This window comes from Cyanobium sp. T1G-Tous (assembly GCF_024345455.1).
GTDB lineage: Bacteria > Cyanobacteriota > Cyanobacteriia > PCC-6307 > Cyanobiaceae > Cyanobium_A.
Genome location: NZ_JAGQBD010000001.1, coordinates 147,350 through 162,101, shown reverse-complemented (window position 1 = coordinate 162,101; position 14,752 = coordinate 147,350). Strand labels below are relative to the sequence as shown.

The window sequence follows — 14,752 nt, the reverse complement described above, 5'->3', positions numbered from 1 at the left end:
ATCGCCATGGCTGCGGGTGGCCGTACCACCGATCACCGTCGCGGCAAGTCGGCCCTGTTCCTGATCGGCTGCGGCTGGGCGGGAATAGCTCCCCATTGGCTGCATGAGTCGCTGCGCCTGCTCCCGGCTCTCACCCTGGCCGTGCTGCTTGGGGGCTACAGCCTGCGCACCGTGTTGCGCCAGGTTTTTGGTTCGGTAGGCAGCTCAGAGCCAGCTCAAGCCGCCGCTGCTCAAGGGGCTGAACCCCTGCCCGCAGTGGACGTGGTGGTGGCGGCCCGCGATGAGCAGGCAGTGATCGGCCGCCTGGTGGAGCGCATTGCTCAGTTGAACTACCCGAAGGGGCAGATGCGGCTCTGGGTAATTGACGATGCCAGCAGCGATCGCACTCCCCAGGTTTTGGCTGAGCTGCAGGAGCGTCATCCTTTTCTGCAGGTATTGCGGCGGGAGCCTGATGCCGGTGGCGGCAAATCGGGCGCTCTGAATTTGGTGCTGCAGCAGCTTCAGGGCCGCTGGATGTTCGTGCTCGACGCTGATGCCGATCTTCAGAGCGACACCCTGGAGCGGCTGATTCCTTTTGCTGAAGCTGGTGGCTGGTCGGCGGTGCAGCTGCGCAAAGCTGAGGTGAATGCCACCGCCAATTGGCTGACCCGGGCCCAGGCCATGGAGATGGCCCTCGATGCCGTGATCCAGCAGGGTCGCTTAGCGCTGGGAGGCGTAGCCGAGTTGCGCGGCAATGGCCAGCTGCTGCGCCGGGAAGCCCTGCTCAGTAGCGGTGGTTTCAACGAGGACACGGTCACCGACGACCTAGACCTCAGCTTCAGGCTGCTGCTCGACGGCCAGCCGATTGGCATCCTCTGGGATCCGCCGGTGCAGGAAGAGGCCGTGCTGAGCGTGGCTGCCCTGTGGCGCCAGCGTCAGCGTTGGGCTGAAGGCGGTTTGCAGCGCTTCTTCGATTACTGGCCCGGCCTGATTTCGGAGCGTCTCAGCGCCAGCCAGAAGCTTGATCTAACCAGTTTCTTCCTGCTCCAATACTTTTTGCCGGTGGTGGCGATTGCCGATTTGATGGGCGCCGTGATTACGGGCACCAGCCCAACCATCTGGCCCCTTTCCTTTGTTGCCTTTGGGCTCTCTGGAGGAGCGATCCTGGCCGGTTGTCGTCGCCCTAGCGAGGGCCCGGCCCTGCCGGCCATGAACGTCTGGAACCTGCTCCTGGGCATTGCCTATTTGAGCCACTGGTTTGTGGTGATTCCCTGGACCACTCTCCGCATGGCCCTGCTTCCCAAGAGCCTGGTTTGGGCCAAAACCATGCACCTCGGCGAGGAGGAAGAGTCCCAAATCGAAGATCCGGCCACCGCCTGATTACCCGTTCCACAATTGTGCTGGCCCCGCTCAGGCAGCCGCCTCCTCTGCATCGCCAGTCAATGCATCGCCAGTTAATTCATCGAGCGGCCCATCAAGTTCAACTACTTCGCCATTGAAGAACTCCGCCAGTCTTTTGGCCTTGTCATCGAGGGGCGCGGCTAAGGGGGGCGCAGTTGCGGCTGGGGCTGCTGGTGTTGGTAGGGGTGCTGGGGCTGGTGCTGGCGTTGGCGGTGGTGGTGCCGGTCTGGGGGTGGCGGCACTGGGGGCGGTGATCGTTGGTGCGGAGCTCTCCCCACCCCCTTCCAATGTGAGCTGGCGCGGGCTGCCTAGGGCCTTAGCTACCGCTGCTTCCAGCAGGGGCAGGCGGCTCTGCACCATGGCCATCCAGTTGCCGGCAACCTGCACCACGGCACGGCGCTCATCGAGGCGCACCAGCCGGGCTTGTTGGGAAAGCAACATTCGCGTAGAAGGCAGCTCCAGGCCCGCCAGGATTTGCTGCCAGAGCTCCGGCAGGTTGGCGGAGCTGGTGGGCTCGACGCTGACTGGAGTTGCAGCTGGAGCCGGCGCTGGAGCTGGGATTGGGGCGGCGGCTGGGGGGGCAACTGCCGCGACCGCCGGTGCAGCTGCGGTGGAGGCTGCGGCAGGCGCTGCGGCAGCGATTGGCTGGGCGGCAGCTACCGGCTCGGCCAGCAGGCCTAATAGCAGCACCTCTAGCCACAGGCGCGGGTTGACGCTGTGGCGCAGCTGCTGCTCGCTGCCCCTTAGCTGGGCCTGCCACTGAAGCAGGCGGGCTTTGCCGAGGGAGCGGGCCAGATCGGGTAGGGCTTGGCGGAACTGGGGCGACACGCTGGTGAGCTCTAGGCGGTCGGGCGCCGTGCCAGCTAGCACCAGATCCCGCAGCAGGCTCACCAACCCCTGCAGCACGGCGGCGGGCTCCCGGCCCCGCTCCAGCAGCTCGCGGCAACCCTCCAGCAGGGCGAGGGGATCGCAGCTGGCTAGGGCACCAGCCAGGGCCAGTAGCTCCTGCTCGGGCACCGCTCCCAGCAGCTCCCACACCGCCGTGGCCTCGATCGGCGCCGGCAGCAGGCTGAGCTGATCGAGCAGGCTCTCCGCATCACGCAGGCCCCCCTGGGCCCGCTGGGCCACCACGTGCAGGGCTTCTGGAGTGATGCCGATCCGCTCCTGCTCGGCGATCCAGCTGAGGTGTTGCTCGAGGGCCTGCAGGGGGATGCGGCGGAAATCGAAGCGTTGACAGCGGCTCAGGATCGTGGCGAGTACCCGCTGGGGGTCGGTGGTGGCCAGCACAAACACCACTCGCGGCGGTGGCTCCTCCAAGGTTTTGAGCAGGGCGTTGAAGGCGGCGGTCGAGAGCATGTGGCACTCGTCCACCACGTACACCTTCCAGCGGGCCTGCACCGGAGCGAAGCGGGAGCGCTCGATCAGCTCGCGGATGTTGTCGACACCGGTGTTGGAGGCGGCGTCGATCTCGATTACATCGAGGGCATTGCCGGCGGCGATGGAGGTGCAGAGCTCGCAGACGCCACAGGGCTCGGGGGTGGGCCCATCGCTGCCGATGCAGTTGAGCGAGCGGGCCAGGATGCGGGCGCTGGAGGTTTTACCCGTGCCGCGAGGGCCACAAAACAGATAGGCCGGTGCAATCCGGCCGGTGCGCAGGGCGTTGCCCAGGGTGGCGGCGATCGCCTCCTGCCCCACCAGCTGGTCGAAGCGCTGCGGACGGTATTTGTGGTGGAGGGGTTGGTAGCTGGAGATCGCCGTTGGGCTCATGAAGCTGAGGCTTGAGATTAGTGGCCCTGGTCCGGTTCAAGCTGGCGCCTTAGCCGCTCTTCCAGTTCTTCCACGGCCGTGAGTTGGTCGGCCAGTTTCTGGGCTGCTAGCCGCAGGCTTTCGAAGCGGTCTTGGCCCCAGCGCGCTTCAGCCTTACCAAGCTCCTGCTCCAATTTCTGCTGCAGGCCTTGGCGCAGCTTGTCGAGTTCGGCCAGGTTGCCCTGGCGCAGCAGCATTCGGGCCGCACTGAGCATGGCCGCTGGCACCCACTGACCGATGGCCAGGGCCCCGAGGCTGCCGGTGTGCAGCAAATCCTCGACCTGGGCGCTGCGATGCCGGCCGGTCTTGCACCAATGGGCGAAGTGTTCGCAGTTGTTGAAAAGCAGGTTGTAATTCTGTTCGCCCAGGCGCCCCATGGCCCGCCGCAGGGTCACGCCGGCCGGGGAGCAGTCGCCTGCTGCATAGGGAACCACCGCTACAGGTTCGCCGCGGCTGAAATCGACCAGGGGGCTGCGCAGGATTTCGCGCCCTTCCAGGTAGTGGGCCACGCTGCCGTCGCCTAGATCGATGCCGTGGTGCAGGAACAGACCGTGCTGGCGCGGCACCTGCAGGTGGTCAGCTGCGGCCATCGTTTCGCGCCCGATCAGGCGCTGGCCTGCTGTGGCGAATCCAGGCTGGTGCTGCCGAGGGGCACCACCTTGCCCTTGCTGCGCTGCTCCACCAGCTCCCGGGTCACGGTGAAGCTCTTGACGTCGTTGCGGGAGGGCAGGTCGTACATCAGGTCGAGCATCAGCTCTTCGACGATGCCGCGCAGGGCCCGGGCGCCGGTCTTGCGGCGATGGGCTTCGATAGCAATCGCTTCAACAGCGCCGGCTTCGAAATCGAGTTGCACGTTGTCCATGCTCAGCAGGGTTTGGAACTGCTTGATCAGGGCATCCCGGGGCTCGGTGAGAATGGCCTGCAGGGCCGGCGTATCGAGGGGCTCAAGCACCGCACTAACCGGCAGCCGACCAATGAATTCGGGGATCAGGCCGTAGCGCACTAGATCTTGGGGCTCTAGATGGCGCAGCACCTCGGCCCCATGGCGATCCTTGCCGCTGCGGGGCCGGCTGCTGCCATCGGCACTGAGGAAACCGATGGAGTTGCGGCCCAGCCGCTTCTGCACCACATCTTCGAGGCCGACGAAGGCACCACCGCAGATAAACAGGATCTGACTGGTGTCGATCTGAATGCATTCCTGGTAGGGATGCTTCCGGCCTCCCTGAGGCGGCACGTTGGCCACGGTGCCTTCGAGCATCTTCAGCAATGCCTGCTGAACCCCTTCTCCGGAGACGTCCCGGGTAATAGAGGGGTTTTCGCTCTTGCGGGCGATCTTGTCGATTTCGTCGATATAGATAATGCCCCGCTGGGCCTGTTCCACATCCTGATCCGCTTTCTGCAGCAGCCGCAGCAGGATGTTTTCCACGTCTTCACCGACGTAGCCCGCCTCAGTGAGGGTGGTGGCGTCGGCCACCGCAAAGGGCACATCGAGCATTTCGGCCAGGGTCTGGGCCAGGAGCGTTTTGCCGCAGCCGGTGGGGCCGATCAGCAGGATGTTGCTCTTGTGCAGCTTGGTGGCTGTCTGGTCGGTTTCGCCCTTGCCATCGCCTTGCCAGGCGAGGCGTTTGTAGTGGTTGTAAACAGCTACGGAAAGATTTTTCTTGGCTTCGTTTTGGCCCACCACCTGGCGGTCGAGAAAGGCCTTGATCTCTTGAGGCTTGGGCACCTCCGCCAGGATTGGAGCTGGTTTGGTTGTTTTTTTGCTGGGGGCCTTACCGCGGCTGGAGTCGGCGGCATGGCGGCCGCTCCCGCCGCCGCTGGCTGTGCCGCTGTGGCCGTCTACCAGCTCCTCATCAAGGATCTCGTTGCAGAGATCGATACATTCATCGCAGATGTAGACACCCGGGCCGGCGATCAGCTTGCGCACCTGTTCCTGCGACTTGCCGCAGAACGAGCACTTCAGGTGGGCGTCGAACTTGGCCATGGGCAGGGGAGTCCTGATTCCAGGATCGACAGGAAATAACGGATCGTCAGCTGACCTTAAGGATCAAACCGGAAGGAATCACTCAGCAGCGGTGGCTGCAGGGGATTCGGTAACGACCCGATCGATCAGGCCGTATTCAACCGCCTCTGCGGGGGAAAGGAAGTAGTCGCGGTCGGTGTCTTCGGTGATTTTTTCGAGGGGCTGACCGGTGTGTTCAGCCATCAGACCGTTGAGAGTGTCCTTGAGAAACAGGATCTCCTTGGCCTGGATTTCAATGTCCACCGCCTGGCCCTGGGCGCCGCCGAGGGGTTGGTGAATCATGATCCGGGCATTGGGCAGGGCTAGCCGCTTGCCCTTGGTGCCACCCGAGAGCAGGAAGGCACCCATGGAGGCGGCCAGGCCGTAGCAGATGGTCACCACGTCTGGGGACACCTGCTGCATCGTGTCGTAGATCGCCAAGCCGGCGGTCACCGAGCCGCCTGGGGAGTTGACGTAAATCTGGATGTCCTTCTCCGGATCCTCGGCTTCGAGGAACAGCAGCTGGGCGACTAGGGAATCGGCCACCTGATCGTCGATGCCGCTGCCCAGGAAGATGATCCGCTCGCGCAGCAGGCGCGAATAGATATCGAAGGCGCGGTCGCCCTTGCCCGACTGCTCCACCACCGTGGGCAGCACCCCGGGGGAGCCACTGGGGCTCCAGCTGCTGTGGACGGGATGGCGAAGGGTGGCGTCGATCACGCGCGGGGAAGCTCTCGGAGGACCAATCTATTGGTCCTGGCTGTGGCTATTGGGCCTTGGCCGGTTTGGCCTTGGCTTTCGCTTTGGCCTTTGCCTGCTCCTCGCCTGCAGCGTCAGGGTCGGCGTCGGCTGGGGTGGCAGCCTTTTCGGTGATGATGCTGTTGGACTCAAGCCACTCCAGCAGCTTGTCGCGCAGCAGGTCGTCAGCAACGGCCAGACGCAATCTTTCAGGATCGATGTTGCCCTGCTGGCTCAGGCCGCGGCTGATCTCCTTGATCTTGGCTTCAAGCTCCTTGGCTTCCACCTCGATCGCCTCGGCGGCGGCGAGGGCCTTGAGGGCCAGGCTGCGGCGCAGGCGCTCCTCAGCCTCGGGCCGGGAGGTGTCCATCAATGAGCGCACCAGGTCGGGGGTGAACAGCTTTTTGACGTCCATGCCCTGCTGGGCGATCTGTCCTGCTGTCTGCTCCACCAGGTTGCGGATTTCCTGTTGAACCAGGGTTTCGGGCAGCTCCACCTCGAGCTCCTCGACTAGGGCGGCGAGCAGGGCGTCGTGGCGGCTGGCCTTAGCCCGGCGCTCGGCGTCGTCCTTGAGCCGGGTTTCCAGATCGCTGCGCAGTTCGGCCAGGGTGGCTTTGTCGCTGGCCTGCTGGGCAAAGGCGTCGTCGAGGGCGGGTAGTTCCCGGCACTTGAGGTCTTTCAGGCTGATCTCGAAGCGCGACTGGCGGCCAGCGGCATCTTCTTGGGGGTAGGTATCGGGGAACTGGCAGTCGATGGTCTTGCTAGCGCCGATAGCCATGCCGATTACGCCCTCGACGAAGCCAGGAATCATCCGGCCCTCCTCCAGCTCGACTTCCATGGCATCGCTGCTGCCACCACTGATGGCCTCGCCGCTATCGACGTAGATACCGCTGAAGCTGAGCACCGCTACATCGCCGCTGGCCGCAGGGCGGCCCTCTACGGGCACCAGGGTGGCCAGCTGCTTGCGCGACTGCTCGATCAGTTCATCGATGCGGGCCGGATCGAAGCTGATTGCCTCGGCTTCAGCCTTTAGCCCTTTGGTGGACTTGAGTTTTGGTGTGGGCTCAACGTCGAGCTCCAGGGTGATGGTGAGGGCGCTGCCGGGCTCAAAGCGTTCCAGCACTACCTCGAAGCCTTCGGTGAGCTCGGGCCGGCCGATGGCTGCCACCATTTCTTGGCTAACAGCATCCCGGAAAGCGGCCTCCACCAGATCCTCTAGGGCGGTGGCCCGGATGCGTAGGGGGCCGATCTGCTGGAGCAGCACGGGCCGGGGCACCTTGCCCTTGCGAAAGCCGGGAAGCTTGATGCTGCGACTCAGCTTGTCCACGGCGGCGTCAAAGCTGGCCTGGCTGCGGCCGCCGGGGATGGCCACCTCGAGGGCCACGCGGCTGCCCGGACGGGGACTGGCCTTTATCGATAGCGGGCTGGCGGCTGGGGCGGCGGCAGAGCTCATGGAAAACAGTTGCAGACCCCGATCCTAGAAAGCGGCCGTTCCGAGCTCTCAGCGCGTATTGTCGTATCGGCGCACGACGAAGGCGATAGGTCCCAAATCAGCAAAGAACGGCTTCGACGACGGCCGGCCTCTTTGTTGCAGCTTTCCGCCCCTAGCTGGCTTGACGTTTGACCCCCAGCTCCGCCACCAATTTTTGATTCCTTTTCCGCTCCCTTGACCGCCGCCCAGACCGTCCCTGCCCCGCCATCTGCCTGCCTGCCCAGCCGCCCCTTGCGGGTTGTGGTGCTCGGTGCGACGGGCGCAGTTGGCCAGGAATTGCTCGAGTTGCTCGCTGAGCGCAACTTTCCTGTGGCCGAGCTGATCCCCCTGGCGTCACCCCGCTCCGCTGGCCAAAGCATTGCCTGGCAGGGCACATCGCTGGCGATCCGCCCCGTGGAGGCACCAGCTTTTGAAGGGGTGGACGTGGTGCTGGCTTCAGCCGGCGGCTCGGTGTCGCGCCAGTGGGCTCCGGTGGCGGCCCGGGCTGGTGCGGTGGTTATCGACAACTCCAGCGCCTTCCGAATGGATCCGGAGGTGCCGTTGGTGGTTCCAGAAGTGAACCCCGAGGCTGCTTTTGCCCATCGGGGCATCATTGCCAACCCCAACTGCACAACAATCCTGCTCACCCTGGTTTTGGCCCCGTTAGCGGCCCGGCGGGCAATTCGGCGTGTGCTGGTGAGCACTTATCAGAGCGCCAGCGGCGCCGGTGCCCGGGCGATGGAGGAGCTGCGCCAGCTCAGCCGCACCGTGCTCGATGGTGGTGAGCCCGTCAGTGAGGTGCTGCCCCACTCCCTGGCCTTCAACCTTTTTCTGCACAACTCGCCGCTGCAGGACAACGGTTATTGCGAGGAGGAGCTGAAGATGCTCAACGAAACCCGCAAGATCATGGGCACGCCGGAGCTGCGACTTTCGGCTACCTGTGTGCGGGTGCCGGTGCTGCGGGCCCATTCAGAGGCCGTAAATATTGAATTTCATGAGCCCTTCCCAGTGCAGGAGGCCAGAGCCCTGCTGGCTGAGGCCCCCGGTGTGGAGCTGCTGGAAAACTTTGAGGCCAACCGTTTTCCGATGCCCACCGATGTGACGGGCCGCGATCCGGTGGCGGTGGGACGTATCCGCCAGGACCTCAGTGACGCCAATTCTTTGGAGCTGTGGCTCTGCGGTGATCAGATCCGCAAGGGTGCGGCTCTCAATGCGATCCAGATTGCCGAGCTGTTGATCCAGGGACCGGCCGCTGGAACTGGACCGGTTTTGCCCGGAGGTGCTGCTTGATCCCTATCCAGCCAGCCACTCCGCCATTTGGCCGCGTGCTGACGGCGATGGTGACCCCCTTTGCCGCCGATGGTTCGGTGGATCTGGGCCTTGCGGCCCAGCTGGCAGAGCACCTGATCAACCAGGGCTCCGATGGAATCGTGGTGTGCGGCACCACCGGCGAATCACCGACCCTCAGCTGGGACGAACAGCACGCGCTTTTAGTTGCCGTGAAGCAAGCGGTTGGGCATCGGGCCAGCGTGCTGGCGGGCAGCGGCAGCAATTGCACCGCCGAAGCGGTGGAGGCCACGCGGCAGGCGGCGGCCCTCGGTGCCGATGGCGCCCTAGTGGTGGTGCCCTACTACAACAAGCCCCCCCAGGACGGCCTTGAGGCCCATTTCCGCGCTGTGGCAGCGGCGGCACCCCAGCTGCCCTTGATGCTCTACAACATCCCGGGCCGCACCGGCACCAGCCTGGAGCCAGCCACCGTGGCCCGGCTGCTCGACTGCCCCAACGTGGTGAGTTTCAAGGCTGCCAGCGGCAGCACCGAAGAGGTGAGCGCCCTGCGGGCCCTGTGCGGCGACCGTCTGGCGATTTACAGCGGTGATGACGCCCTCACCCTGCCGATGCTTGCCGTTGGTGCTGTGGGAGTGGTGAGTGTGGCCAGCCACCTGGCCGGCCCTGAGATCAGCGCCATGGTGCGCGCCTTTTACGCGGGGGATTTGGCCCAGGCCCTGGCTCTGCACGACCAGCTGCTGCCGCTGTGCAAGTCCCTTTTTTGCAGCACCAATCCGATCCCCGTCAAAGCCGCCTTGGAGCTCAGCGGCTGGCCCGTGGGTGCACCCCGTCTTCCCCTGCTTTCCGCCACCACCGACGTGCGACAACGCCTCTCCGAAACCCTGGCCGCCCTGCGTCCTACCTGACGCCAAGGCTTGAGACCAGATCGATTCAGTTTGTTCCTTTTCCCTAAAACTCCTTCTCCATGACCAGTTCCAACGGCAGAGCCCAGGGCACCAGTCAGAGCGCCACCAAGCCGCCCCACCTGAGGGTGATCCCCCTGGGCGGCCTGCACGAGATCGGCAAGAACACCTGCGTGTTCGAGTACGGCGACGACATCATGTTGGTGGATGCCGGATTGGCCTTCCCCAGCGATGGCATGCATGGCGTCAATGTGGTGATGCCGGATACCAGCTATCTGAAGGAAAACCAGAAGCGGATTCGCGGCATGATCGTGACCCACGGTCACGAAGATCACATCGGTGGCATTGCCCACCACCTCAAGAACTTCACCATCCCCGTGATTCATGGGCCGCGCCTAGCGCTGGCCATGCTCACCGGCAAGATGGAGGAGGCCGGTGTGATGGATCGCACCATCCTTCAAACCGTCGCGCCTCGCGATGTGGTGAAGGTGGGCCAGCACTTCTCGGTGGAGTTCATCCGCAACACCCACTCGATGGCAGACAGCTTTTCGCTGGCCATCACTACCCCTGTGGGCACGGTGATCTTCACCGGCGACTTTAAATTTGACCACACGCCGGTGGATGGCGAGACCTTTGATATGGCACGCCTAGCCCATTACGGCGACAAGGGCGTGCTTTGCCTGTTCAGTGACTCCACCAACGCTGAGGTGCCGGGCTTCTGCCCGCCTGAACGCTCGGTTTTCCCCTGCCTGGATCGCCACATCTCCCAGGCTGAAGGCCGGGTGATCATCACCACCTTTGCCAGCTCGATTCACCGCGTCTCGATGATCCTGGAGCTGGCCCTCAAGAACGGTCGCAAGGTGGGTCTGCTGGGCCGTTCCATGCTCAACGTGATCGCCAAGGCGCGGGAGTTGGGTTACATGCGCGCCCCCGATGATCTGTTTGTGCCGATTAAGCAGATCCGCGATCTGCCCGACCGCGAAACCCTGTTGCTGATGACCGGTAGTCAGGGTGAGCCCCTGGCAGCCCTAAGCCGCATCTCCCGTGGCGAGCATCCCCAGGTGCAGGTGAAAAGCACGGACACGATTATTTTCTCGGCCAGCCCGATCCCTGGCAACACCATCTCGGTGGTCAACACGATCGACCGGCTGATGATGCAGGGAGCCAAGGTGGTTTATGGCAAGGGCGAGGGTATTCACGTCTCTGGCCACGGCTTCCAGGAAGACCAGAAGCTGATGCTGGCCCTCACCAAGCCCAAGTATTTCGTGCCGGTGCACGGCGAGCACCGCATGCTCATTGCCCACAGCAAAACTGCCCAGTCGATGGGCATTCCGGCCGACAACATCTTGATCATCGACAACGGCGACGTGGTCGAGCTCAGCCCCGACTCCATCCGCACCGGTGATCCGGTGAAGGCAGGCATTGAATTGCTCGATGCCTCCCGCAATGGCATCGTCGATGCCCGGGTGCTGAAGGAGCGCCAACAGCTCGCTGAGGATGGGGTGATCACCCTGCTTGCGGTGATCAGTACCGATGGTGTGATGGCGGCTCCACCCCGGGCCAACATCCGGGGAGTGGTCACCACTGCTGATGCCCGCAGGCTTTCGATGTGGGCTGAGCGCGAAATCGGCTGGGTGCTGGAAAATCGTTGGAATCAGCTCTGCCGCAACACCGGTGGCAAGGCCCCTGAGGTGGATTGGGTGGGTGTGCAGCGAGAGGTGGAGGTGGGTCTGCAACGCCGCCTGCGCCGCGAGCTGCAGGTGGAGCCGCTGATCATTTGCCTGGTGCAGCCAGCCCCTGCCGGTACGCCGGCTTACAAGGGCCGCGCCGACGCCGAACCCGACAGCCGACCCGCTCCCCGGGGTCGCTCTGCCCGTGATGGAGGTGGCCGTGGCCGCGACGGCGCCGTGCCGGCACCCCAGCGTCAGCTGGTTGCCGTTGGAGCCGCCGCCCCTGCCGCCACGCCTGTGTCTGCTCCTATTGCCGCTGCAGTTGCTGAGGTTTCGGCCCCAGCAGTCCCAGCCCCAGCAGAGCTCGAGCCGGAACCCGCCGGCCGTACCCGCCGCCGCCGTTCAGCCGCTATTGCGGGCTGATCGGCCCCAGCACCAGCTCAGCGGATCACCACTCGCAGCAGCCCCTTGGAGAGTTCGGCTAACTCCTCGGGGCTTGGTCCGCCGACTGGCTCGGCAATCCGTTCTTCACGCCCAGCCAGGGTCTCTTCACTCAAGTCGAACCACAGTTCTTCGGCGGAAGCAGCATCTGCCTGGGCCACCTCGATCAGCTCTGGCTCATTGACCACTTCAACTACCAGATTCGGCACCGGCGCCTGAGCCTCCGCCGCCTCGATGCCGCCAAGTTGCTCCATCCAGGGCATGGCTGAGCCAGCGCTGGTGATTACTGTTCCGCCCGCTACTGGCTCATTGCCGAAGGGGAAGGCTTGGCCTCCACTGCTTGGCGCATTCGAGGCTTGTACCGGTGCAACTTCCAGTTGTGCTGCCTGGCTGGCGCATTGCTCCAGCCCCTGGTCGGCGATATCCCGAAGTACGGGTTCTTGGGTGGCTGCGCGAACGCGGCTGTAAAAACCGGTTGCTGTAGCTCTGTCTTGGTAGCCGTAGAGGTAGGTGTGGCCTAGTAGAAGCTGCAGTCTTTGGCGCAGGGGGTCGGCGGGTTCGTTGGGCAGCTCGAGCAGCAGCTCCTCGCTTAAGCGGGCCACATCGTCCCATTGGCGTTCGCTGTAAACCCGCTCAATGGCCTCATAGCGCTGTTGTAGCGAGTGCGGCGAGGTTGTCATTGCGGCAGCTGGGCGGCGGGATGGTGCAGCCACAGTGTGCAGCGATCCCAGCGCAGCTGCCAACCCGCTCCTAGGTCTGCCTGGCCTGGGGGATGGCCCGGTTGCAGCCGCCGCAATAGTTCTTCGAGTTGCCTGGCTGGGAGCGCCAGCCCGGTGCCTTGCTCAAGCCAGTGATGCAGCAGTTGGCGCTGGTTGGCTACGGCTAGGTCGCCCAACTCCTGGCGCTGCAGTCCTGGTGCCGCATCGTGGCTGGCGACTGTCTTTAGAGATTGCAGGGCCAGATTCACCAATTCGTTGCTGCTCTCCACCTCCTCCACCAGCCTCTCGGCTTGGGCGCTGATCCTCTGGGCAGCGCCGGGATGGAGCTCCTCGAGCACGGGCACCACCTCGGCCCGGATTCGGTTTCGGCTGTAGCGGCGGTTGGTGTTGCTCGGGTCTTGCCACACGGGCAGCTTCAGTTGCTGGCAAAGCCGGGCGGTGTCGGCCCGGGAGAAGGGCAGCAGCGGCCGCGCCAGCGCGATTGGCTCGCATGGATCGGTGGTTGGGCTCGATGGGATGCTGAGGGGGCGAAGGCTGCGCAGGCTGGCCAGGCCGCGGCGATGGCTGCCTCGGGCTAGGTGCAGCAACAGGGTTTCGGCTCGATCGCTGGCGGTGTGGGCGGTCACCACATGGCCCACCCCCAGACATCCGGCCTGCTCAGCCAACTGGCCATAGCGCCAGTGGCGGGCGTCAGCTTCGCTGGTTGCCTCCGGCGGCCTCAGCCAGGGGGAAACGTGCAGCTTGAGCCCTTGGTCGCTGCACCAGCCGGCCAGCTCCGCTGCCACCTGGCCCGACTCCGGTCGCCAGCGGTGGTCGCCGTGCCAGAGGTGCAGGGGCCACTGGTGCAGGCGCTGCAGGTCGCGCAGCAGGGCCAGCAGGGCCATGGAATCTTGACCACCCGAGATGGCCAGCAGCAACGGCGCTCCTGCTGGCAACAGCTCGGGATGGTGCCGCAGGTGGCGATGCAGCCGCAGGTGGTCCGGGCCCCAGCGCGGCCTGGGTGGGAGAATCGATTCACTATTCAAATCTTGCGTTTCCATGGTTGCGAAGTCGCGTCTTGAGCAGCTGCCCTCCGCCCTGCAAGCCGCGCTTGCTGATCGCCGCCTGCTCAAGGTGATCGCTGGCCTCACCAATTTTGATGCTGCCAGTGTGGAGCGGATCAGCCGGGCCGCTGGCCAAGGCGGTGCCGATTTGATCGATGTGGCCTGTGATCCGGAGCTGGTGCAGCTGGCCGCTGCAGTGAGCGGCTTGCCGATCTGCGTGAGCGCAGTTGAGCCCGAGCTGTTTGCCGCTGCTGTGGCTGCCGGGGCGGCAATGGTTGAAATTGGCAACTACGACGCCTTTTATCCCCTCGGTCGCATCTTCGACGCCGCTGAAGTGCTTGAGCTCACCCGCCGCACTCGCAAGTTGCTGCCTGAGGTAGTGTTGAGTGTCACCGTGCCCCATGTGCTGCCCCTCGATCAGCAGGAGCAGCTGGCGGTGGATCTGGTGGCCGCCGGTGCCGACATCATCCAAACCGAGGGCGGCACAAGCGCTAAGCCCTTCAGCGCCGGCAGCCTCGGCTTAATTGAGAAGTCGGCTCCAACCCTGGCCGCTGCCCACAGCATCAGCCGCGCCTTGGCTGCGGCGGACAGTGTTGAAGCGGGTAGTGCTGCACCGGTGCTGTGTGCCTCTGGCCTCTCCGCTGTAACCGTGTCGATGGCAATCGCCGCCGGTGCCGCCGGTGTGGGGGTTGGTTCAGCGATCAACAAGTTGAACGACCCCCTGGCCATGGTGGCCGTCGTGCGCGGTCTACGCGAGGCCCTTGGTAAGCCTGTAGGCGCAATCGTTGTTGGTTGACGCCAAGCTCAGTGGTTTCTGCCTGAACCCATGACTATTTTGCGGCAATGATCACCGCATCTTTTTCATGGGTTCTCTGATGTGGCTATTGCAGTGGCCGATTCGGGCCATTGTGCTGTTGATTGTGGCCTGGCTTCCCTTGGGAGTGGAGGTGAGCAGTTTCCCGATCGCCATGCTTTCCGCTGTGGTGATTGGCTTGCTAGGCACCCTGTTGATCTGGCCGCTGAAACTGCTGCTGGGGCCGGTGTGGGCGGTCACCAGCCTGGGAGGACTGATCAGTCCAGTGAGCCTGCTGTTCAACTGGGCGATCACGGTGGTGCTGTTTGGCCTGGCAGCTTGGTTGATCAAGGGATTCCGCCTCAAAAACGGAGTGGTGAGCGCAATTCTCGGCGGCGTTGTCTATGCCGTGTTGTCGGCCGTGATCCTGCGGATCCTTGGCCTTGATGTCGACTTCACTCGCGCAGCTGCCCTGATCACCACAGCTCCGGTGGTTTGAC

General features: G+C 64.2%; 13 protein-coding genes. 6 read left to right on the top strand and 7 right to left on the bottom strand.

Annotated features, from left to right (window positions below; all coding sequences use genetic code 11):
* The first annotated feature begins 6 nt into the window (after positions 1-6).
* Positions 7-1,359 carry a glycosyltransferase family 2 protein gene (locus KBY75_RS00785; RefSeq protein ID WP_255022594.1) on the top strand — a complete coding sequence of 451 codons (1,353 nt, stop codon included), beginning with the start codon at positions 7-9 and terminating at the stop codon, positions 1,357-1,359.
* Between the two features lie 30 nt (positions 1,360-1,389).
* Here KBY75_RS00785 and KBY75_RS00780 read toward each other — a convergent pair whose 3' ends face one another.
* From KBY75_RS00780 to tig, 5 genes are all read right to left on the bottom strand, one after another.
* Positions 1,390-3,147 (bottom strand): DNA polymerase III subunit gamma/tau, encoded by a 1,758-nt coding sequence (locus KBY75_RS00780; protein WP_255022593.1) that lies wholly within the window; start codon positions 3,145-3,147, stop codon positions 1,390-1,392.
* Between the two features lie 17 nt (positions 3,148-3,164).
* Positions 3,165-3,776, bottom strand: a complete 612-nt coding sequence (locus KBY75_RS00775) for a lecithin retinol acyltransferase family protein (RefSeq protein ID WP_255022592.1) — start codon at positions 3,774-3,776, stop codon at positions 3,165-3,167.
* A 14-nt stretch (positions 3,777-3,790) separates the two neighbouring features.
* Complete coding sequence (gene clpX, locus KBY75_RS00770) at positions 3,791-5,170, bottom strand: ATP-dependent protease ATP-binding subunit ClpX (protein ID WP_255022591.1); 1,380 nt, start codon at positions 5,168-5,170, stop codon at positions 3,791-3,793.
* A 78-nt stretch (positions 5,171-5,248) separates the two neighbouring features.
* A complete protein-coding gene (gene clpP / locus KBY75_RS00765) occupies positions 5,249-5,908 on the bottom strand; it encodes an ATP-dependent Clp endopeptidase proteolytic subunit ClpP (protein WP_255022590.1) in 660 nt (219 codons plus the stop codon).
* Between the two features lie 46 nt (positions 5,909-5,954).
* Positions 5,955-7,379: a trigger factor gene (tig, locus tag KBY75_RS00760; RefSeq protein ID WP_255022589.1), complete on the bottom strand. Its 1,425-nt coding sequence runs from the start codon at positions 7,377-7,379 to the stop codon at positions 5,955-5,957.
* Positions 7,380-7,592: 213 nt separating this feature from the next.
* On the opposite strand from tig, the gene KBY75_RS00755 reads away from it, so the two are divergent.
* Genes KBY75_RS00755 through KBY75_RS00745 form a run of 3 tightly spaced genes read left to right on the top strand, consistent with a single transcriptional unit; the run spans position 7,593 to position 11,679 of the window.
* On the top strand, positions 7,593-8,687 hold the full coding sequence (locus KBY75_RS00755; RefSeq protein WP_255022588.1) for an aspartate-semialdehyde dehydrogenase: 1,095 nt from the start codon (positions 7,593-7,595) through the stop codon (positions 8,685-8,687).
* Positions 8,684-9,589 (top strand): 4-hydroxy-tetrahydrodipicolinate synthase, encoded by a 906-nt coding sequence (gene dapA, locus KBY75_RS00750; RefSeq protein ID WP_255022587.1) that lies wholly within the window; start codon positions 8,684-8,686, stop codon positions 9,587-9,589. Before KBY75_RS00755 ends, dapA begins: the two co-directional genes overlap by 4 nt.
* A 59-nt stretch (positions 9,590-9,648) precedes the next feature.
* On the top strand, positions 9,649-11,679 hold the full coding sequence (locus tag KBY75_RS00745; protein WP_255022586.1) for a ribonuclease J: 2,031 nt from the start codon (positions 9,649-9,651) through the stop codon (positions 11,677-11,679).
* Between the two features lie 17 nt (positions 11,680-11,696).
* On the opposite strand, the gene KBY75_RS00740 is transcribed toward KBY75_RS00745, so the two are convergent.
* The gene (locus KBY75_RS00740) at positions 11,697-12,377 is read right to left on the bottom strand and encodes a hypothetical protein (protein ID WP_255022585.1); all 681 of its coding nucleotides are present in this window, start codon (positions 12,375-12,377) and stop codon (positions 11,697-11,699) included.
* A complete protein-coding gene (gene tilS / locus KBY75_RS00735; RefSeq protein ID WP_255022584.1) occupies positions 12,374-13,456 on the bottom strand; it encodes a tRNA lysidine(34) synthetase TilS in 1,083 nt (360 codons plus the stop codon). The genes KBY75_RS00740 and tilS overlap by 4 nt, the downstream gene beginning before the upstream one ends.
* Between tilS and KBY75_RS00730 the strand changes: the two genes are divergently transcribed.
* A complete protein-coding gene (locus tag KBY75_RS00730) occupies positions 13,455-14,255 on the top strand; it encodes a DUF561 domain-containing protein (RefSeq protein ID WP_255022583.1) in 801 nt (266 codons plus the stop codon). The two genes, tilS and KBY75_RS00730, sit on opposite strands and share 2 nt — an antisense overlap.
* A gap of 67 nt (positions 14,256-14,322) precedes the next feature.
* The gene (locus KBY75_RS00725; protein WP_106632469.1) at positions 14,323-14,751 is read left to right on the top strand and encodes a phage holin family protein; all 429 of its coding nucleotides are present in this window, start codon (positions 14,323-14,325) and stop codon (positions 14,749-14,751) included.
* The last annotated feature ends 1 nt before the right edge of the window (position 14,752 follow it).